The organism is Campylobacter gracilis (assembly GCF_001190745.1).
GTDB classification, from domain to species: domain Bacteria; phylum Campylobacterota; class Campylobacteria; order Campylobacterales; family Campylobacteraceae; genus Campylobacter_B; species Campylobacter_B gracilis.
On record NZ_CP012196.1, the window covers coordinates 471,321 to 492,043 of the forward strand.

20 protein-coding genes and 1 pseudogene are annotated in these 20,723 nt (G+C 43.3%); 12 read left to right on the plus strand and 9 right to left on the minus strand.

Annotated features, from left to right (window positions below; genetic code table 11):
* Positions 1–52 precede the first annotated feature (52 nt).
* Positions 53–784, plus strand: a complete 732-nt coding sequence (locus CGRAC_RS02495; RefSeq protein WP_005869410.1) for a YaaA family protein — start codon at positions 53–55, stop codon at positions 782–784.
* 122 nt (positions 785–906) lie between these two features.
* On the opposite strand, the gene CGRAC_RS11740 is transcribed toward CGRAC_RS02495, so the two are convergent.
* Both CGRAC_RS11740 and CGRAC_RS11745 read right to left on the minus strand, forming a co-directional pair.
* The gene (locus CGRAC_RS11740; protein WP_005869407.1) at positions 907–1,116 is read right to left on the minus strand and encodes a hypothetical protein; all 210 of its coding nucleotides are present in this window, start codon (positions 1,114–1,116) and stop codon (positions 907–909) included.
* A 273-nt stretch (positions 1,117–1,389) separates the two neighbouring features.
* Positions 1,390–1,554 carry a hypothetical protein gene (locus tag CGRAC_RS11745; protein ID WP_005869405.1) on the minus strand — a complete coding sequence of 55 codons (165 nt, stop codon included), beginning with the start codon at positions 1,552–1,554 and terminating at the stop codon, positions 1,390–1,392.
* Positions 1,555–1,669: 115 nt separating this feature from the next.
* Between CGRAC_RS11745 and CGRAC_RS02505 the strand changes: the two genes are divergently transcribed.
* Both CGRAC_RS02505 and CGRAC_RS02510 read left to right on the plus strand, forming a co-directional pair.
* Positions 1,670–2,401: a sulfite exporter TauE/SafE family protein gene (locus CGRAC_RS02505; protein ID WP_005869404.1), complete on the plus strand. Its 732-nt coding sequence runs from the start codon at positions 1,670–1,672 to the stop codon at positions 2,399–2,401.
* A gap of 353 nt (positions 2,402–2,754) precedes the next feature.
* Positions 2,755–3,135 (plus strand): fluoride efflux transporter FluC, encoded by a 381-nt coding sequence (locus CGRAC_RS02510; protein ID WP_005869401.1) that lies wholly within the window; start codon positions 2,755–2,757, stop codon positions 3,133–3,135.
* 574 nt (positions 3,136–3,709) lie between these two features.
* Here CGRAC_RS02510 and CGRAC_RS02515 read toward each other — a convergent pair.
* The 6 genes from CGRAC_RS02515 to CGRAC_RS02540 form a co-directional block, all read right to left on the minus strand.
* Positions 3,710–4,675 (minus strand): hypothetical protein, encoded by a 966-nt coding sequence (locus CGRAC_RS02515; protein WP_005869398.1) that lies wholly within the window; start codon positions 4,673–4,675, stop codon positions 3,710–3,712.
* On the minus strand, positions 4,645–4,866 hold the full coding sequence (locus tag CGRAC_RS02520; protein WP_005869395.1) for a hypothetical protein: 222 nt from the start codon (positions 4,864–4,866) through the stop codon (positions 4,645–4,647). Before CGRAC_RS02520 ends, CGRAC_RS02515 begins: the two co-directional genes overlap by 31 nt.
* A 68-nt stretch (positions 4,867–4,934) precedes the next feature.
* Positions 4,935–5,924, minus strand: a complete 990-nt coding sequence (locus tag CGRAC_RS02525; protein ID WP_143297825.1) for a hypothetical protein — start codon at positions 5,922–5,924, stop codon at positions 4,935–4,937.
* Between the two features lie 76 nt (positions 5,925–6,000).
* Positions 6,001–6,594, minus strand: coding sequence for a hypothetical protein (locus CGRAC_RS02530; RefSeq protein ID WP_005869393.1), 594 nt, complete (start codon positions 6,592–6,594; stop codon positions 6,001–6,003).
* 257 nt (positions 6,595–6,851) lie between these two features.
* Positions 6,852–7,064 carry a 30S ribosomal protein S21 gene (gene rpsU / locus CGRAC_RS02535; RefSeq protein ID WP_005869392.1) on the minus strand — a complete coding sequence of 71 codons (213 nt, stop codon included), beginning with the start codon at positions 7,062–7,064 and terminating at the stop codon, positions 6,852–6,854.
* 50 nt (positions 7,065–7,114) lie between these two features.
* Positions 7,115–7,747 (minus strand): hypothetical protein, encoded by a 633-nt coding sequence (locus tag CGRAC_RS02540; RefSeq protein ID WP_005869391.1) that lies wholly within the window; start codon positions 7,745–7,747, stop codon positions 7,115–7,117.
* Between the two features lie 171 nt (positions 7,748–7,918).
* Here CGRAC_RS02540 and CGRAC_RS02545 point away from each other — a divergent pair.
* The 9 genes and pseudogenes from CGRAC_RS02545 to CGRAC_RS02595 all read left to right on the plus strand — a co-directional run.
* Positions 7,919–10,207 (plus strand): annotated as a pseudogene (locus CGRAC_RS02545) (ribonucleoside triphosphate reductase); the annotation flags it as partial.
* Between the two features lie 41 nt (positions 10,208–10,248).
* The gene (locus CGRAC_RS02555) at positions 10,249–10,971 is read left to right on the plus strand and encodes an anaerobic ribonucleoside-triphosphate reductase activating protein (protein ID WP_005869388.1); all 723 of its coding nucleotides are present in this window, start codon (positions 10,249–10,251) and stop codon (positions 10,969–10,971) included.
* A 297-nt stretch (positions 10,972–11,268) separates the two neighbouring features.
* Complete coding sequence (locus tag CGRAC_RS02560) at positions 11,269–12,291, plus strand: ribonucleotide-diphosphate reductase subunit beta (RefSeq protein ID WP_005869385.1); 1,023 nt, start codon at positions 11,269–11,271, stop codon at positions 12,289–12,291.
* A gap of 627 nt (positions 12,292–12,918) precedes the next feature.
* Positions 12,919–13,554, plus strand: a complete 636-nt coding sequence (locus CGRAC_RS02570) for a protein-L-isoaspartate(D-aspartate) O-methyltransferase (protein ID WP_005869383.1) — start codon at positions 12,919–12,921, stop codon at positions 13,552–13,554.
* Positions 13,555–13,708: 154 nt separating this feature from the next.
* Positions 13,709–15,511: a 5-methylcytosine-specific restriction endonuclease subunit McrB gene (locus CGRAC_RS02575; protein WP_005869382.1), complete on the plus strand. Its 1,803-nt coding sequence runs from the start codon at positions 13,709–13,711 to the stop codon at positions 15,509–15,511.
* A gap of 129 nt (positions 15,512–15,640) precedes the next feature.
* Positions 15,641–16,594, plus strand: coding sequence for a glycosyltransferase family protein (locus tag CGRAC_RS02580; RefSeq protein WP_005869381.1), 954 nt, complete (start codon positions 15,641–15,643; stop codon positions 16,592–16,594).
* Positions 16,595–16,613: 19 nt separating this feature from the next.
* Positions 16,614–17,759 (plus strand): FAD-dependent oxidoreductase, encoded by a 1,146-nt coding sequence (locus CGRAC_RS02585; RefSeq protein ID WP_005869380.1) that lies wholly within the window; start codon positions 16,614–16,616, stop codon positions 17,757–17,759.
* Between the two features lie 8 nt (positions 17,760–17,767).
* On the plus strand, positions 17,768–18,502 hold the full coding sequence (locus CGRAC_RS02590; protein WP_005869378.1) for a glycosyltransferase: 735 nt from the start codon (positions 17,768–17,770) through the stop codon (positions 18,500–18,502).
* Complete coding sequence (locus CGRAC_RS02595; protein WP_005869376.1) at positions 18,492–19,412, plus strand: aldo/keto reductase; 921 nt, start codon at positions 18,492–18,494, stop codon at positions 19,410–19,412. Before CGRAC_RS02590 ends, CGRAC_RS02595 begins: the two co-directional genes overlap by 11 nt.
* A 21-nt stretch (positions 19,413–19,433) precedes the next feature.
* On the opposite strand, the gene CGRAC_RS02600 is transcribed toward CGRAC_RS02595, so the two are convergent.
* Entirely contained in the window at positions 19,434–20,717 is a 1,284-nt protein-coding gene (locus CGRAC_RS02600; protein ID WP_040303295.1) for a hypothetical protein, read from the minus strand.
* Between the last annotated feature and the right edge of the window lie 6 nt (positions 20,718–20,723).

Below are 20,723 nucleotides of genomic sequence, written 5' to 3' on the forward strand. Positions count from 1 at the left end.
GGCTTAATGCAAGCAAAATTTTAGTAAAATGAGCAAATTTTAAGGAGAGCGTATGAAAATTTTATTTTCCCCAAGCGAGATGAAAAGCGAGCTGGGCGGCGGCTCGCGCATTTGCGAGCGAAATTTTATCTTTGCAGAGCTTTACGAAAAGCGCCTGCAGATGCTGCGCGCCTACGCGGAGTTTACGGAGGGAGCGAGCGAAGCGGAGCTTTGCAAGCTTTTCGGGCTGAAAAAATGGGATGCGGCCCTGCGCGAAAATATCTTTGAAAAAGGCTGCGCGAAGGCGCTTTTGCGCTACACCGGCACCGCGTATCGCGCTCTAGGCTACGCGTCGCTAAGCCCCAGCGCGCAGGAGTTTGCGGAGCGAAATACGATAATTTTTTCAAACCTTTTCGGCCCCGTGCTGGGCGGCGACGCGCTGCCGAACTACAAGCTCAAGCAGGGCGAAAAATTTGGCGGCATAGACGTGGCGAAATTTTATCGCGACAGCTTCTCCGCCGCGCTGGATCGGTATCTGGCGGATGAGTGCGTCGTGGATCTGCGCGCGGGATTTTACGAGAAATTTTATGAGATGAAGCACGAATATTTGAGTTTTAGTTTCATCAAAGGCAGCAAGGTGCTGAGCCACTACGCCAAAGCCTGGCGCGGCAAGGTGTTGCGCGAAATCGCACAGGCCCGCGCTTGCAGCGAGGCGGAGGTGCTTGCGCTGCGTTTGGGTGGCGCTTCCGTGCTTGAGATCAAACAGATCGGGCTAAAAAAGGAGATCGTGCTGGAAATTTCATAAGGCGCGAAAACCGCTCGGAGAAATTTACGATAAATTTTGCAGGTTTAATGCGGATTTTTGCGTAAAATTTAGCCTTGGAAATTTGCCGCGAGTTCAAATCCAGCCCCATTCAAAGCAAAATTTTACTGAGAGAAATTTGCGGGCGAAATTTCATCGCGAGGATTTTGCGGCGGCGACTTTTTAGTCTTTTGGCACTCTTTTGGCGGGTCTTGGACGGCCTTAAACGAGCTTTTAGCGGTGAAATTTCGTCGTAAATTTTGCAAAAAATTCGCGCTCTTTGCGTTTGCCTGCTTCGTATAAAATTTTAAGGCGATCTTGTCGTGACTTTGCACCGATTTTGCGGCGATTTTTAGAATACGGAGCGCGGAAATTTTGCCGTAGAATTTTGACTGAAATTTTACCGTGCGGAATTTTGCCGCGATAGAATTCCATCGAAATTTAATCGCGGCAAAGATACGGCGCCGCGATCTAAACGTAAAATTTTATCTCAAATTTACGCTGAGCCGCAGTCTGGGCGCAGAATTTTAAAATCCGCTGCCAAGCCGCAATACGAACAAACGCAGGCGGGCTAATTTGCATAAAATTTCAAGCCGAAATTTCACTCCTTAAAATCCCGTAAATTTTAAAATTTTGCAAATCTCGCGCTTGAAATTTTGAGGCAAAATTTCGCGTATAAATTTCGCTTGTAAACTTTCAAGCCAAGCCAACTCCAGATAAAATTTCAAATCAAAATTTGGGGCATAAATTTCAAGCTGAAATTCTACAATCAAAATCCCTCGCCTCAAAATCCCGCAAATCCCCCGCTTCCAAATCAAAAATTTCGCAAATTTAGCAAGCTTTAAATTTTAAAGCTATAAACTTCACTTCAAATTTTAAGGATCAAAAATGCTAGAACTCCCCTTTGTCGGCGTCGTCGTGGGCTTCATATCGGGCTTTTTCGGTATCGGCGGCGGCACGGTCGTAATGCCCGTGATGATGGCTCTGGGATACGACGTCAAGACCGCCGCGGGCATCTCGGTGATGCAGATGTTCATCGTCTCGCTTTTTGGCTCATATCTGAACTACCGTGCGGGCAAGCTTCGCCTAGATAGCGGCATCGCGGTGGGGCTCGGAGGGCTGTGCGGCGCGAGCATATCGGGCTTCATCGTAAAATACTCGCCAGAAATCGTGCTTGAGATCGGTCTTTTGCTGACGCTTGCGATCTCATTTCTCAAGCTCTTTAGCACGAACGTAACAAGCGGCGGCAACGCCGATCCCCACGGCGCGGCGCTATTTTTCATCGGCTTTGTTATCGGCGCGATCGCGCTTAGCATGGGCGTGGGTGGCGCGGTATTTCTGACGCCCGTATTGGTCGGATTTTTGGGCGTCGATATCAAAAGAGCGGTCTGCATGGGGCTATTTTTCATCGTTTTCGGCTCATTTAGCGCGCTTTTGAGCCTTTCGTACAACGGCCATGTGGATTACGAACGCGGCGCGCTGCTAGCCGTGGGCGGGCTTTTGGGCGTATATTTCGGCACCTCTCAGGCTCGCCGTGCAAAGCGCGAAACTCAGAAAAAATGGCTGCTCGTCCTATACGTCGTGCTATTTGCGCTAGCGTTAAAAAAGGTGCTGCAGTAGCGCCTGCTGTAGTAGCGCTGCAGCGATTGCCGCGCTATTGTTTTGCTTTGCGATCGTTCCGCTACAAGCGCAGTTTAGGCGCCTGCTACGGGCACGTCAGAGCGATTTTAAGCGTTCGCGCTGTTTTACTACGCGCCCTTTTGCGTCTCGTAGTTTTTGCCTTGCCGTCCTCTTACACTGCGCGCGTTTGATCGCCGTCTTGCGGCGGCGCGTCAAACGTCGCGTTTCGTCGCGCGAGCAAAATTTAAAAGCGGAATTTTAACTAGCCGCGTTAAAATAGCAAAGTCGCACATCTTTCGTCCTATGAAGGCGAGATGGCGAAATAAAATTTACGAATTTTAAAAGGACTTGGATTGACGAACTTGATTTTAGCTGGGCTAGGCGGCTGTGTAGGCGCGATGGCACGAGTAGGCCTAAACGGAGCGATCGCGCGCGCAATGGACCGCGCCGGATTTTGGAGCGCATTTCCGATCGCTACTTTTTGCGTAAATGCGCTGGGAAGCCTGCTGATAGGGTTTTTACTCGCACTAAATTTAACGCAGAGCCTGCGGATATTTTTTGTCGCAGGCGCGCTGGGCGGCTTTACGACATTTTCTACGTTCAGCTACGATACGCTGCAATTGTTGCTGGCGCGAGAATTTGCTATCGGTGTGCTAAACGCGGTCTTAAGCGTATGCGCCTGTATGCTTTTTTGCTATGCTGGGCTGCTCGCGGGCAGAGCGCTTGCGGGCTAGCCGTGGAGCACGTGAGCTTTAAATTTAAACGCTTCTGTCTCTGCGCTTTTAAATCAAAATTTATTTAAAATACCTGCGCTACGGAATTTTATCGCGCGCATGTGCTGCAAAACCTGCGAGCGATGGGCACAATCCCACATGCCGCGCAGCTTTGCGAAAGGGCGCGCAGTAGCTTCGGCAAAGTGCAACATCAAGCAGGGTGAGTAAATCGTAAGACGAACGAAAAGTAAAGCGAGCAAGAGGGGTTGTAGTTAAATAATTGTGCTAGGCGTCGGGCAGGCGGGCAAAATCTAGATAAATTTGAAATTTGCGTGCATTCTCTGCGCATCTTGTTCGCCGCAGCTTTGTGAAATTTCACTATCTTGCACCTAGTTATCGCGACGCCCTAAAAATTTCGCTGTCTTGGCGTGGATAAAATAAACCTAAGCCGAGCGATAAATTTTAAAAGCTCCGCGGGCAAATTTTAAAGCTTGAAGCTTAGAATTTTAAAATTCTTGCGTAAATTTTAGAAGCTAAATTAAAGCGCGCCGAAATCACGACCTTATATATCAAATCCTGCGGCGCTATCTTAGATTTATCGCAAGCGACTGCGAGCCCTCTTAATTTCGTTTCTGCAGATTTCGTTGATCTGCTCACCCTCGCTATTTCGCAAGATAACCTCGTAGTCCGTGATTTCGCGATCTTTGTTATACCCCTTGATATATCTGAATCTCGATAAAACTATTTTAAAGGAATCCACGTCGTCTAAAGTGTATTTATCGCCGAGCTTAACGTAGTTAAAATTACTACTAGTAAGAGTATGAAAATTATTAAATTTTTGCTTTAAATTTAGCATATAAATTGCCGTATGAGGCGTATCGTTATCGCAACGATTAAATTCGCTTTCATCAAAGGCAAGCGCGAGGCAAATTTCATCTCCGCAGATTACCTTTATATCTTTGGCGCTGCTGTTTATACGTATGGTTTGTCGCCACCCGTCGCCAGGGACCTCAAAGATATTGCGAGTGAGCTTTTTGGCTATTTCATCTCCGACATAACCTTCAGCTTCGGACTGATCAGCCCAACCGAGCGCGGAGTAGTTCTGCTTTTGCGGAAAATCCGCAAGCGGAGTTTGAAGCTCGCTTATAGCGTTTAAATTTTCCTCGGTGCCTTGCGGAGCTGCAAAAGAGGTGCCCTCTATAGAATGTAGATTAAAGAAGCCGATAAATTTCCTCACGACCTTATACGCCGTTTGAGAAAATATCTTGGCTTCGTTTTCAAAAAGCGAAATATCGTAGATGCCGTAGCTATAATATCCAAGCTCTCTTTTTACCCAATCTAAATCCGGCGAACGATCAATCTCGTCGTATCCATAGTAGCGCTCTGGCATATCTTTTTGTAGCAAAAAGTCGTCGCTATCGCTGTCTTTATACCTAAGCCAGACCCCAAAATCGTCCTTAATGTATAGACAATAAAACTTCGCGCCTCCTGCGAATTTTTTCTCGCCTAGCCAAAATACGGGTCTTTTTTCTAAGTTCGGCAAAGCGGCGACTGGGGGCAAATTTGTATCTCTTTTTCAAATTTTTCATCGATATAATCGCAAGCGCTAGTGGGCATACTAGGATCGCAACCTTCGGGCGTATCGGATGAAAAAAGCAAATTTAAAATCACAAATATATACAGCACAAAAAGCACGCACGCAACGCTCACGACCAAGGCCGTAATTTTTAAAATTTTTATAAAAGTTTTCATATCTAAATTTTACCTCGTTGCACTTAAAAATCGTAAAATTTCGCTTTAAATTTGAAATCCTCCGCGCATTATCTGTACGCTTCGCCTATTGCTTCGCTAAGGCTTTTTAGTAGCTCGTCCGTGGCCTCCGTCTTATCGCGTGCGCTGCGATTTTTGCCGTTTGAAGCGTCGGATCCCGCCCCGCTGGCGCAGTCTTGCACGAAATACCACCAAAAACACCCGCCCATGTAGTTTTGCACGTATCGCGGCATCGTATAATATCGCCTCATCATCGCCTTTTTGCTCGCCTGCGTGGCGTCCGCCGCCGTGTTTCCGCACTCGCCGATGCCGAGCTTTGAAGCAGGGAAAGTGCTTTGCAGATCGGTAAAAATTTCGCTCCAATCAGGCGCAAAGCCCTCGTTATCGTCCTCGTAGTAGCTTACGAAAAGATAATCCAGCCCATCTTTCATATCCTGCGGCACGAATTTTTGCAGCCACTCGTGCATCTGCGTTTTCTGCGCTCCGCTCGGCGTATAATACGCCGTAAGCGCCGTCTTGGCGCCCTTTTTGTGGATGAGCTCGAAGGCTGCGATCATCTTGGCAGCGATGAAATTCGCATCGTCCCCCAGCCAGCCCTCGCCGTTTATTTCGTTGCCGACCTCCCAGATCTGCACGTAGGGCGCGAGCGCGGCGAAGGCGTCCGCGAACCTCTTTTCGTAGCTTTTCACGCTTTTGTACGAGCTCATCTCGTAGGAGTCCACGGGGCAGGCCATCACGTACGAGACCTCGCTAAGCCGCCTAAAAAGAGGCTCGTATTCGCGCGGGCTAATTTCTTTTGACATCACGACGCGCACGGTTGGCTTTACGGGTAGGGCTTGCAGGGCGCGCACGATGCTTTGCAGCTTCGCGCTTGAAGCGTCTTGCGCGTCCTCGTACCAGCCGTCGTCGATCGTAACGCCCCAAATGAAGTCGGATTTAAAATTTTGCTTTGAAATTTTATTTGGATTTTCACCGTAAAGTACGCCGCAAAACAGCGCTCCGCAAAATAGCGCGAGAAATATGTGTTTGAAATAGACCACGGCTTGTTCCTTGATTTTAAATTTTAAAAATTTAGCTCTTTGCTGGTCTTTCCACAACCGATCAAGCAATCAAAATTTATCTCTTGCCTCTAAGATCATAAGAATAATACGAACGAGAAAAACCCTCTACGCTGAACATAGCAAAAGCATTAAGTGCAAGTGCCGCTAAGCTGAGCAGCACCGTAGCGGGCAGCGAAAAACGCGCCAAAAATGCATTTGCAATAGCAGCAAATACAAGCGCGATAAAGCAATATGAAAATATAGCGACTCCGCTAGTATCGGCAAGCTCCTGATAAAATCTATAAAAAAACAGAAACGATGCGATGAATCCCAATGCAAGTAGTATTTGAGCGATGATGCCGCCCGCTAAAAATATAAATAACAATACGCCTATAAATATCGCCGAAAAGGCAATGGCTACGTTGCGCAAAAGGCTGCGGCTTACGGTAAGTTTAGAGATATTATAAATGCTAAAGATAAAAAGCACGAATGCCGCTGCGCTTAGTAGTACTCCTAATCCGCCGTAAATTCCTAATAGCAATAGCACCAGTTCGGCTATAGCTTTTAAGGCGCAGGCCGCGATGAAGGTGTATTTGATGAGTGCTACTTCTTTTTCTTGCGGGTTTGAGGGTTGCTGGTCTTGAGTGTGCAGGTAGTCGTTTAAATCCATATTCGCTCCTTGAAATTTATGCAAAAGTATATCTAAAAAACGAATAGGTAAAGATAAATTTCAAAATTTAGCGGCTCGCTGGCGGATATGTTGTATAAAGCAGGCGCCGCAAAAAGGCGGGTAAATTTTAAAATTTAGATCGGAATTTCGGCGCTGGCGCGGCGGGTAAATTTCAAGCAGGCTGTAAATTTAAAAAGATGTGAGATAAAATTTCGCGCAGATCTGCAAATTTAAAATCCGCAAATCCGCGCAGACTGCTACAAGCGTGACTCGTAGCGACGTAGCGTGTAAAGACGTTTAAGCATCTTTTTGCGAGCTGAAATTTTTTGCTTTTTGCGGACTTCCGTCATCGGCTCAAAAAATCGTCTCGCGCGAACCTCGGTAACGACTAGGTTACGATCAGTCTGCTTCTTAAAGCGTCTGTAAGCTTCGTCAAATGATTCGTTCGGATATACCTTTACTCCAGGCACTTTCCTCACCGCCTTTCAAAAAATGAATTGTGAGTTTAGCGAAAAATTCCTTAAATTTGCTTTTGAAGCGCTTTTTTATACTTCCACACGCTTTTGTTGTTGCGAGTATCTATCATCGAAAGTTCTAAAAGTAGGCCTTCGCTTGCTTGCGCGGTAGAATTTTTAGCTGCAGAATTTAAGCTTTTTGCTTTTTTAGATCCTGCCTTACCATCGTTTGCCGCAGCGGGACTTTGCGGTAAAATTTTACCTACCAAGATGTAATCCGGCGCGTAGATCGAGCCGCTTTCTACGGCGTGATAGCCACGGCTTACGCCATCGTTGCTAAATACGAGTTCGTCTTTGCTTGGAGCGTCTGTGACGACTGCTTTGCCTGAATGCAGCAGCGAAATTCTAATTTTTTTGCTCAAAAATTCCGCATCCACGCCGTGCGCGTTCGTCCCGTCCAGTGGTTCGATGCCGACGACGCTGAATCTACCGCCTCTCTTGCCGACGATACGCTTTGAGAGTAGATCAGCGATGCTTTCGCCTGCGATGCGCTCCAGATACGCGTTTGAATACCCAGCGTGGTCGATGCCTCCTGCAAGTGCCGAATTATCCGTGCTTTTAGAGCCTTTAAGCGCAGCGCAGCCCGCTAACAAGGCACATAGCAAGATCGCGAAAAAACTTATTTTAAAATTTTTCATAGCATTTCCAAATTTTATAAAATAAACTCCGCGATTATAGCGAGATTTGGTTAAATTTCGTTTTTTATAAGCAAAATTTGTAACGGATATTCCGCTCGTTCCTTTAATTTTGAGTTAAAGATTCCTTGATATACTTTCTGCCAATTTATTCAGAAAATTCTCGGGGTGCTTATGAAAAAAATCATTAAAAGAGACGGAAGTTTTCAAGAATTTCAATCCTACAAAATAAAAGATGCTATCAAAAAAGCCTACAAAAGCGTGGGTAGCGAGTTTGACGAAAAAGTCTTTGATAATGTAATGAGCGCGATCGTTTTTAAAGATAAATTAAGCGTCGAAGATATTCAGGATCTCATCGAGAAAAAGCTCTTTGAAGCGGGCGATTTCGCCGTTTTGAAAAGCTTCATGATCTACCGCCACACGCACAAGATGCAGCGCGAGCACATTTTGGGGCTTGAGGAGGATACGACCTACATCAACTGCACCCAGACGGTCAATGAATATATCAGCAAGCAGGATTGGCGAATTTTAGCAAATTCCAATACCAGCTACTCAAACGCGGGCCTGATCAATAACACCGCCGGCAAGGTCATCGCAAACTACTGGCTAGATAAAATTTACTCTCGCGAGGAGGGCGCGGCACACCGAAACGGCGACTATCATATCCACGATCTGGACTGCCTTACGGCGTATTGTGCGGGCTGGAGCTTGCGCGTGCTTCTAAACGAGGGCTTTAACGGCGTGCGCGGTCGCGTCGAGAGCAAGGCACCGAAGCATTTCCGCGAAGCGCTGTATCAGATGGCGAATTTTCTTGGAATTTTACAAAGCGAATGGGCGGGCGCACAGGCGTTTAGCAGCTTTGACACCTATCTGGCGCCATACGTTTTCCGCGATAAATTAAGCGACGATGAGGTCAAAAAGGCGATCACGAGCTTCGTGTTTAACCTAAATGTCCCGGCGCGCTGGGGGCAGAGCCCGTTTACCAACGTCACCATCGATATGACCTGCCCGGATGATCTAAAGACGCAGATTCCTACGCATAATAACGAGCATCTATTTAAAAATTTACACGACGAGGAGCTTTTGGCCGAGGCTAAAAGGCGCGGCAAGGACTCACTCGAGGCTTTGACTTACGGCGATTTCGAGCCCGAGATGAATCGCATCGTGATCGCGTTTTACGAGGTTTTAACCACGGGCGATAAGTGCGGCCAGCCCTTTACTTTCCCGATTCCTACAGTGAATTTAACGGAGGAGTTTGATTGGGATACTCCTGCGGCCGACGCGGTATTTGAAAACACCGCCAAAGTAGGCTCTAGCTATTTTCAAAATTTTATCGGTTCGCAATATATCACGAACGAAAAGGGCGAGCGCGTACCCAATCCAAAGGCGTATAAGCCTGGCGCTGTGCGCTCGATGTGCTGCCGTTTGCAGCTTGATCTGCGCGAGCTTCTTAAGCGCGGCGGCGGACTTTTCGGAAGCGCAGAGATGACGGGAAGCATCGGCGTCGTAACGATAAATTTAGCCCGCCTAGGCTATCTGTATAAAAATAACGAAGAGGCGCTGTATGCGAGGCTGGATGAGCTTTTGGAGCTTGCTAAATCGACGCTTGAAAAGAAGCGAAAATTTGTAACCGAGATGTTTGAGCGCGGTTTGTATCCATACACGAAGCGCTATCTGCCGGGCTTTAATAACCATTTTAGTACTATTGGCATTAACGGCGCAAACGAGATGATCCGAAATTTCAGCGGCAACAAAGAAGATATTACGACGGAATTCGGGCGTAAATTTGCCCTTAAAATGGTTGAATATCTGCGTGAGAAGATCCGCTCGTTTCAAGAGCAGACGGGCAACCTATACAATCTCGAAGCCACGCCTGCCGAGGGAACTACGTATCGCTTCGCTAAAGAGGATAAGAAGCGCTACGCAGATATCATCCAAGCGGGATTTGATAAAAACATATACTACACCAATTCGACGCAGCTTCCGGCAAATTTCGGAAGCGATCCGTTTGAGGCGCTGGCGATGCAGGACGAGCTGCAAAGCTCCTATACAGGCGGCACGGTGCTGCATCTGTATATGAAGGAGCGCATAAGCTCGGCTCAGGCGTGCAAACAGCTCGTAAAAAGCGTAGTGCAAAACTACAAGCTTCCTTATATCACGATCACGCCGATTTTCAGCGTATGTCATAAGCACGGCTACATCAGCGGCGAGCATGAATACTGCCCGAAATGCGACGAGGAGCTGCTGGCGGAATACAAAGCCAAGCAGAGCAAGGGCGCCTAAATAGCGATTTAAATTTTAATCTTAATGAAAGGATGGAGAATGGAATTTCCAAAAGAGTTAGAAGCAAAACGCACAAAATGCGTCGTTTACACAAGAGTGATGGGCTATTTGCGCCCAGTAGAGAGCTTTAATATCGGAAAGAAGGGCGAGCACAAAGAGCGCGTCTTTTTTGAAGAGAAAAAAGACAAAAAGCAGATCGCCTAGTCGCCGCTACCGGCCAAATGCAACAAACGCATACGAAGCCGCCGCAAGCCTTAAACCTGCGTAATGCGCAGATTTATGAAATCACGCCGTTTACGATGCTTGATTTTGCCGATCACATCGCCGCGATTGCGTGGTTTTGCGGCTGCAATATGCGCTGCAATTACTGCTACAACCCACAAATCGTTACTTCACGGGGTAAAATTTCAAACGAAGAGTTTCTGCGCTTTTTAGATGCGCGCGCGGGCAAGCTTCAGGGCATCGTATTTAGCGGCGGCGAATGCACCTGTGCGAGCGATTTTATCCCGCTGGCGCACGAAGTTAAGCAGCGCGGCTTTTTGCTCAAGGTTGACACCAACGGATCAAATCCGCAAAAGATCGAAGAGGCGCTAAACTTAGGGCTGATCGATTATATCGCGCTTGATTTTAAGGCGCCGCGGCAGGATTTTGAGCTCATCACGAAATCAAGCTTATACGATAAATTTCTACAAACTCTTAGGCTTTTGCTGCGGCGAAATTTTAAATTTGAGGTGCGCACGACCGTGCATGCGGATTTTTTAAATGAAGCGAAGATCGAGCAGATGGCGCAAATTCTATACAGCGAGGGTTATCGCGGCGTTTATTATCTGCAAAACTTTCTGCCCACCGGCGATAATTTCGGCAATTTAGACGCACCGCTTGCGAGCTTTGATCCGAGCAAAATCCACACCGATCTAAAGATCGAACTTCGAAATTTTGATTAAATTTGCGCTGCCACGAGCATCTTACCGCGATGAACGCGATGAAATTTTATTTAGCGCGCCGCGCATTGTCCGGCATATATTGAGCTGCGATAAAATTTCGTTCCGTCGAAAGCTTTAAAATTTGCCTTGCCGCCGCTTGCTATGTTTAAATTCGGCTCCGTCTGCGGCGTAAAATTTTATACCGTGCAGATTTAGCTTCACGTCAAATTTCACGCCGTGCAGGCAGCCGCTTCAAAACAAAAGGTAAATTTAGCTTGCTTTGGCTAAAATACGCCGAAATTTTTAAAAAGGCAAAAAATGGATAGGAAAAAAATCTACAACCCCTTCTCCGACGAGACGCTTACCGATCGCAAGGTCTTCGGCGGCAATCCGCAGGGTATTTTAAATTTTACCAAGGCGAAATATCAATGGGCGCTGAAGCTTTGGGATCTGATGGAGGCCAACACCTGGTTTCCTAAAGAGGTCGATACCACGGACGACGTGCGCGATTATAACTTCAATCTTACAAGCGCCGAGAAGCGGATGTATGATCTCGTGTGGAGCCAGCTGATATCGATGGATAGCTTTCAGACCAACAATCTCGCCGATAATATCAACCCCTACATCACGGCTCCGGAGATCAACGCCGTGCTCGCTCGCCAAGCCTACGAGGAGGCCAACCACAGCAAATCCTACGCCGTCATGGTCGAGGCGATCTGTGAAAACACCGATCTGATTTACGAGATGGAGAAGCACGACGATATGCTTCGTAGGAAAAATGACTACATCTCAAGCGTCTATGAGGAGCTCGCGGGCGAGGTTAGCGACGATAAGCTGCTACTAGCGATGGTGGCGAATCAAATTTTAGAGGGGATCTACTTCTACAGCGGCTTTACGTCGATCTATGCGCTTGCTCGCGCGGGCAAGATGCTAGGCAGCGCGCAGATGATCCGCTTCATACAGCGCGACGAGATCACGCATCTTCTACTCTTTCAAAACATGATAAATTCCGTCCGCAAGGAGCGCGCCGATCTGTTTAACAAACGCAACGTGGATAAAATTTACGAGATGTTCGAGACGGCGGGAAACTTAGAGATAGATTGGGGCAAATACATCACGGATAACCAAATCATGGGCTTTACGGACGACATCATCGAAGAATATATCCACTACCTGGTCGATCAGCGCCTGCTTGCCATCGGGCTTGAGAAGCGATACGACGCGAAACATCCGATAAAATGGGTCGATGATTTTTCTAAATTTAACGATCAAAAGAGCAACTTTTTCGAGAGCAAAGTCACGAACTACAGCAAAGGAAGTTTGAGTTTCGATGATTTTTAGCGGATTTTGCGGTTTGAAATTTTGCTCTGTTTTGGCGACGCGCGCCTATATGGCGAGTATTTTTAAAAGCGCATGCGCTCGTGCGGCGCGGCTTTGGTATGCGGTAGAGGCTTTAGCGGTGAAGCCTACGCGCGCTAGGAATGCTTTTTCGGCGCCGTCTCGGGGCGCGGCGGGCGCTTGTGCAGCAGAAGTTTTGCTTGTGCGGCTTGCGGATTCATCGCACGCTCTTTTACCCGAGCTCAAACGCACGCAACAAATTTTATTAGGACGCGCTTTTGCGGCAGGGTTCGGATACTCGGCGCAAATTTCATCGTTGCAGCGCGGAAGCAAAGCTCAAATTTTATCGGCCGAGTTCGGCAGCGCGGGAGAAATTTTTTCTGCGCGGCACGAAAGTGCGGCAGGCGCTTTATTGTCGCGGCACGGGCATGCGATGAGCGCTGCAAGTGCTCCATCGTCGGCAAAATTTTTAAAATTTAGCCGCGCTATGTACCGAAATGCGGCGTATGCTTTTTCGGTGCAGCGCGAACGCTTTGGCGGTATTTTTAAAAATTTTATCGACCCCGAATTTAAGCGAAGCGAAAATTTCCGCGGCTTTAAATTTAACGCCCGGCCGGGCGGGAGCGCGTTATGGTCTCGCTAGAGCGGCTTCGCTGCGAAAAGATGGCGAACGACATTGCCGAGCAGGTAAGTTTAAATCCGGCGCTTTTTGAGGCGTTTTGTAGCGTCGCTAGAAGCGAGTTCGCTCCGCTCGGCGCGCACGCTTTCAGCCTTAACGCGCAGCCCATTTTGGCCAGCCAGTGGATCAGCTCGCCGCTGACGGTCGCGCGCATGACGATGGCGCTAAACGTGGATCCGAAGGTCGAGAAAATTTTAGAGATCGGCTGCGGCAGCGGCTATCAAGCGGCGATTTTAAGCAGGATGGTTCACCGCGTCTTTGCCGTCGAGCGCGTCGAGCGGCTGGTGGGCGAGGCGAAAAGGCACTTTGCGAATCTCGGGATTTCAAATATCAGCCTGCGTCATGACGACGGCAACGCGGGATGGAAAAATTTTGCCCCTTTTGATAGGATCTTGCTCTCTGCGTGCGCCGAGCGGATCGACGAGCGGCTGTTTGCGCAGCTTGCGGACGGCGGAATTTTGGTCGCTCCGATGAATAGAGGCGGCTCGCAAAAGATCGTTAGATTTAGTAAAATTTCGCCAAGCGAGATCAAAGAAGAGGAACTTGGCGCCTGCGAATTCGTCCCGTTGGTGCAGGGTCGCGGATAGATCTAGCGCGCAGTAAATTTTAAAATTTCCTATCGCCCCGGGCGCGTAAATTTAATAAAATTTGCTTTCGCGCTCTGTCGCGAGATCAGAGTTTTATTAATTATTTATTTAAATTCAAGTACAATACACAATTTTAATCTTTCAAGGATGAGTCATGCAAGATTTTAGCAAGGAAAAGATAGAGTCGCTGGTCGTCAGCTGGAAAAATCACAACAAAAACCAATTCTGGCTTAAAAAACAAACCGCGATTTCAAAGTATTTAGGCGAGATCAAACGCTGTCTGGCGAGCTTTGATGAGGCCGAGAACGAGTTTTTGCAAACTCTGTATATAAATCTCAGTGACGGCAATCTTAGAAGCTGCAAAATTTTATCTTTGGGCGAGAAGTTCGCGCACGCCGAGTATTTCTTTATGGATCAGTTTTTTGATTCCAATATCAGCGCGTTTTATTACGATTTCGCTTTCAAAGACCGCATCGTCGGCAAAAAGGAGCTGTTTCCTAAAAATGCCGTAAAAAGCGTAGATAGCGTGCTTAGTGGCGAGGATAAAAATATCGTCTCGCTTTATGTTTTCATCGAAAATATCGTCAAAAATTTCAATAGCTATTCGCAGGAGCGCACTGCGCGCGATATTTTTAAACAAAAGCTAGTCAATTTCTACGATGAGCTTTACAGGCTTCTTACGGCGGTGGACAGCGCTTTGGCGATCGATTTTTTCGACGTCGCGCTGCATAATCAGCCTTTCGTGCTGATGGAATTTTTAAAATCCGCGATAAATGCCGATAATTTCTATCTGATCGACAGCTACTTAAGCGATGATGGGATGCTAAATTTAGGACTTGCCGAGGACGGCGATTTCGCGCAAATTTCGCGCGAGAAGCTCTATCTGCTAGCTAGCATATTTGCGCAGTGCAACGATGAGTTTCCGACTCTCATTTATCGCGATGAAACCGCGCAAATTTTATCCTTGCTCTACGACGAAAAGGTTGAAATTTTCGAAGAATTTTACGAAGTAAGTTCGCGATTTATCGCGGAATTTACCCCGTATCCGCAGGACGTCGTGGGAGCGGCTAGGATCGTGTATTCGTCGCTATTTTTCGAATACGTCAAAAACTACAAAAGCGAAGAGGTCGCGAAAAATACGATATTTTACGGCGCGATCGGCACCGGCAAGACCCGCAGGCTGCGATCTTTGATCACCGAAAAGAAACTTGCGACGAAAAATTTTCGCTACGTTTGCCTACATGAAGGCTTCGAATACTGCGATTTTATAGACGGATTTTACGGCGAAAGTTTCATCAATGGCGAGTTTAAAGCGCTTTGCAAAGAGGCGCTAAAAGATCCGAAGGGCGAGTATTATTTTCTGATTGACAATGCAGGTGCCGCGAGTTTGGATAAAATTTTAGGCGAGGCGGCGGTGCTTTTGGATCGTCGCTACGACGAGAATGATGAGCTCTCGCTGATCCGTACTAAAAACTCTCACATAATCGACAGCTTTGAAGAGGGCGAGAAAGCGCGCGCTAGCGTCGTTTTAAAGGACGGTCGCTCATATTTTGCGGTGCCTAAAAATTTATACGTCCTATGCACTCTTAATGAGTACAAATGCGTTTCGCCGTCGATTGCAAAGGCGTTTAGATGGATCAGATGCGAGTGCGATTACGGCGCGCTTGAGGATTATTTAAGGGATCGCGAGATCGTAAATGCAAGCGCGGTCGTTGCGGTTTGCAAGGCACTGAATAAATTTATCGCCGATGAGGCAAAGGGCTTGGGTGCGATCGGACACGGCGTATTTATGGGGCTTGCGCGCTATCAAAGTGGCGCGCAGATCATGCAGGAGGGGCTAAACGGCTTTTTCGCCGAGGTGCTTGAGCCGATCTTTAGGTGTGATTACGCAAATAAATCTATTGATTTTGCAATATCTAAAGAGCTCGTAGAGATTAAAGATATTTTTAAATTTTAAAATTTACAGGAGATTGGATTTCATAGAAAGAATCAATATATGAGTAATTTGATTTTTATGAATATTTATATTTCGTGTATGTATTAAATAATCGGCGCGTATAGCGTATTTGGATAAAGGGAATTTCATATGAAAAAAGATAATTTTATATCAATAGGTATCATTTTTTATGATGATTCCGACGTAAGAAAGATAATAGAGCTTCATTCTTTAATGGAGAGTGTTTATAATTATTTTGAAATTTTAATATTAGATTTTACTAGTGATGCAGAATGTAAAAAACGATGCGACGAGCTAATAAAAAGTATAACTAATACGCGAATTATTAAACTGTCAAATACCGTAGATATTGAAATAGCCCATACGATTTTGATAGAAAATTGCATAGGAGATTTTTGCTGTATTGCCGATTTGGAGCACGAGGATATAAAAGATGTAATCGGTATCCTTGATAAGGCAGAAGCTTTTGATATAGCCATGGGCAAGCGAGAGCAAAAAGTGCGAACTATTTTTGAATCAATGATGTCAAAACTATTTTATAAGATAGTATCTATATTTACCGGCGCAAAATTGAATAGTATGCATAGTGATTTTTTTGTTATAAATAAAAAGGTTATGAATCATATAACGAAAAATGAGGATAAAGTAAAATTTCTGAGGTTGATTCAATTAAATAACGGCTTTTCAAAATGTGATTACTCGTATATGCCTATCGGTAAAGAAAACTATAAAAGAACATTTTTACAAAATGTAAATTTTACTATAGATATTATAGTAAATTATTCAAATAGATTAATTAGGACAGCAACCATATTATCGCTATTCGCATCCACTTTAAATTTATTTTATATTTTGTATGTATTGATAAGCTATATCTTAAATAAAAATGTAGCAAGCGGATGGACTTCTTCAAATTTGTACACCTCTTTTACTTTCTTTATACTTTTTTTGGTATTGGCTATTTTGGGAGAACATATCAGAATAATAATTCAAAATCAAAAAAATACTCCATTATATGAAATTTCAGATGAAAAAAGTAGTTTGACGTTATTCTCGTCTAAAAAAAATGTAGATAAAGAGTAAAATAGGGATTTTGAAGCATATGAAAAAATATGATTGTATCGTCATAGGGGGGGGCTTCTTCGGTTCAACGCTAGGGATGTTTCTGAAAGAATATTTTGATGACGTCGTCGTAATAGAACAAGAAGACGATATATTAAAAAGAGCTAGCTATGTAAATCAAGCAAGAGTTCATATGGGTTACCATTATCCAAGGAGTTTGGTAACGGCTTTAAGATCAATGGCGAATTTTCCTAAATTTATAAGAGACTTTGCAAAGGCTATAAAAGACGACTTTGACAAATATTATGCCATTGCAAGAATCGGCTCCAAAGTAAGCTCTAAACAGTTTTATGAAATGTATAAAAAACTAGGGGCCCCAATCAAGGTAGCCCCTAGTAGTATTAAGGCGATGTTTGACGATAGGCTTATAGAGGATGTCTTTAGAGTAAAAGAATTTGCATTTGATGCAAAAATTTTAAAAGAAATTATACAAGAAAAATATATTGAAACAAAATGCGAGCTAAGACTAAATACTACCGTTTATAATATTGAAAATGGAAACGATGGATATATAAGCGTGAATTTAAAAGAAGATGAAAGCATCTGCGCAAAATTTGTATTTAATTGCACCTATTCCGGATTGAATACTATTTTGCAACGCTCTAACCTGCCATTATTAAATTTAAAACATGAAATTACGGAGATGTCTCTAATAGAGATGCCAGACGAATTAAAGAATTTTTCTATTACCGTTATGGACGGTCCATTTTTTTCAATTATGCCGTTTCCTTCAAAGGGTCTAAATACGTTTAGCCACGTAAGATATACTCCACACGGTAGTTGGATTGATCGCGAAGAATATCATAACGGATACGACGTTCTTAACTCGTATCATAAAAAATCAAATTTTAAATATATGATTAATGATGCGAAAAGATATATTCCGATGCTTGAAGATGTAATTTATAAAGATAGTATATTTGAGGTAAAGACGGTATTGGTTAAAAATGAGATGAATGACGGAAGGCCTATTTTATTTACTAAGGATTACGGGATAAAAAATTTTTCAAATATAATGGGCGGAAAGATAGATAATATTTATGATATACTTGATACTATAAAAGAAGCCAAAGATTTTTTGGGTGTTAAAAAAAGAGATTTTTGGAATATTTTTTCAAATATTTAAGATAGACCATGTTTGTACCCGATATAGAAATAACGATACCCGTTTTAAACGAAGAAAAGACTTTAAAAAATCAAATTCTGAAAATAATAGAATTTTTAGATAAGAATTGCGGTCGCTATGGACAAATAGGGCTTGTTATATCGGATAACGGCTCAAACGATAAAACAAGCCATATAGCGCGGGAATTTCAAGAAAATGACCCTAGGATAAGATATTTAAGGCTTGAAGAAAAGGGTGTCGGTAGGGCATTAAAAGCGTCGTGGTTAAGTAGCAAAGCCGGTATAATAGGCTACATGGATCTTGATCTGTCTACGGACATTAAGCATTTGCATCAAGTGTTTGATGCACTTTTAAGCGATAAATACGATATGGTCGCAGGAACGAGACTTGCAAAAGAATCTGTCGTCATAGGAAGGTCGATTATTAGAAATTTTACGAGTAGAATTTTTAATAAAATTGTAAATTTGAACTTTCGCGGCAATTTTACGGATGGAATGTGCGGGTTTAAATTTTTAAAAAGAGATATATTGGAAGCTTTGATAGAAAATGGAGCGAATAACGATGGCTGGTTCTTCTCTACAGAGCTTTTGGTCGTCGCCGATTATAAGAAATTTAAAATTTTAGATCTACCCATAAGATGGACGGACGATCCAAACTCTAAAGTAAAAATTATTAAACTAACCATAGAATATCTTAAAGCAATTTTTAATTTAAAAAAAAGACTCAAACAAAATGAAGACTAAAAAGCTTATTTTGGGGACTGCTTTGTGGGGTTGGGCGATCTCTAGGGCTGAGGCATTTTATATTTTAGATAGATTTGTAGAAGCAGGGAATTCCTATGTAGATTGTGCTACAAATTATCCTATCAATAAGAGCAAGAAAGATTATGGTCTAGCCTTACGATGGCTATCGCAATGGTGCAGTATGCATAGAAATTCCATTTTAGTATTAGTAAAGATCGGATCTGTCGATAATTTAGGCTCTTCTTCAATAAATTTGAGTAAAAAATATATTTTTAGTGAATACGATGATTTGCTACTGAATTTTGGTAACTCACTAGCTTGTATATCCGTGCATTGGGATAATAGAAAAAATTCTGATTTGATCAAAGAGACGGTATTTGCTTTAAATGAACTAAGGAGCCGAGATATCGATATCGGACTATCAGGGATAGAAAATCCGAAAGATTATTATGAATCGATGCCCGAGCTTGCCGATTGTTGGATTATTCAATGCAAAGAGAATTTATTAACAAATAATGCTAGATTAAAATATCAAAAATTCTTCCCAAAGGCACGCTACTGTGCTTATGGAATAAATATAGGCGGATTAAAAGTCGCGCGAGATGATAGCGTATCGGCTAAAATCCGAGGTATAGAGCATCCAAATAGATTGAGAAAGGTCTTCTACGACGCCTTAAACAATAATAATATTTTATCAGATATCGGTTTTAATACAATAAATGATATTAATATGTCTTTTATCTATACAAATCCTGCTTATGATGGAATAATCATAGGCCCAAGGAATTTAGAACAGTTAAATTCTACTCTTAAAACTTTTCATCTCTTAAATTCTTTAAGCTTAGATGATCGAGTTGACCTAATTGATTTTTTAAGAGGATTGCAAGAACAGATAAAACGCCTTGACTGAGCTATATCGTTTTTAAAAAAGTTAGACCGCTCCGGCTTCATATTTATCCAAAAGAATAGATTTATAAAGTATAAAGACAATTGCTCCAAGCAGAAAAATGGGATTTATCAGAACCTCCAATGAAGTATATGATTTAAAAATATAATTTTTCGGTATTAGTAAAAAGGCGCTTGCGATAACTATAGGCAAAGTAAATTTTGATCTTATATCAAATTTAAATAAAAGGAGCAAAAAAGTATAAAATATAGCCATATAGTATGTCGCAAAAACAGACGATGCAAGCGTATAAAGCGAACAGATTAAGAAAATAAAATCAAAGCTACTAATTTTATGCTTTGCGAATAGGTATAGAGATAAAAGTGCAATAAGGCCTAAAGAAACGGAAATTATCTTATTAATAATCTCTATGTTTTCAAATTTTAAAAATTTGAATGCTCCGAGCAAAGAATTATTAAAGCTATCTCCCCCATCTCCCAAAACTGAGAGTTTATAATATATTTCAACCCCTCTTTTGAAATTTTTAAAATTATAATCCGGATATAAATAGCTAGCTATATTTAAATACACTACAAATAGCGCGATACCAATCAGAGCGGAAAATATGATCCCCGCAAGACCTTTCTTAAAACCATAGTTAAAAAATAATAAACTTAAGAAAAATGAATTAGGACGCATATTAAACATTATGGCCATAAGCACGATCGGCACAATAATATTATTTTTCTTAAAAACACTATAAAAGAAAAATATTGTCATAAAATTTGTGATTATCGCATATATATGACCTCGAGTAAGAGTAAAAAGCATAGGGTAACTAAATAAAAGCATTATAAACAAAAACAGTCGCCTTTTGTCATTTCCGCCGAAAAATAAAGCTAAAATAAATATAGAACAAAATGCTATTGCATAAAATAAAATGAGGAGAAAATTTGGATCCGTGCATTGTAAAATCTTTGCGTTTATAAGTGCTATGATGGTAGTAAGAGGAGGGAGATGAAAGTTAGTAAGCTCCCCTGTTTGCAACTTGTCTAAATTGCCATATTCATTGTTTATATAGTAATTTTGAAACAGTTGCGGCCATTCATGATAGTCTATCTGCTTGTTTCGAAGATAGCTTAAAGCGACTTTGATTAAATCGGCATGCAAATCTCCTGGCGGGAACAAAAAAGTGTTATATGGATAGCTCTCCCCATAGGAAACTGCCAAAAAATTGAAAAAAGCATTCAAGAATATAAAAAATATTATTACGCAAAACCATGAGCTCGCTTTATTAAAATTTAGATCAATAACAAATTTATTCGTCACTATTTA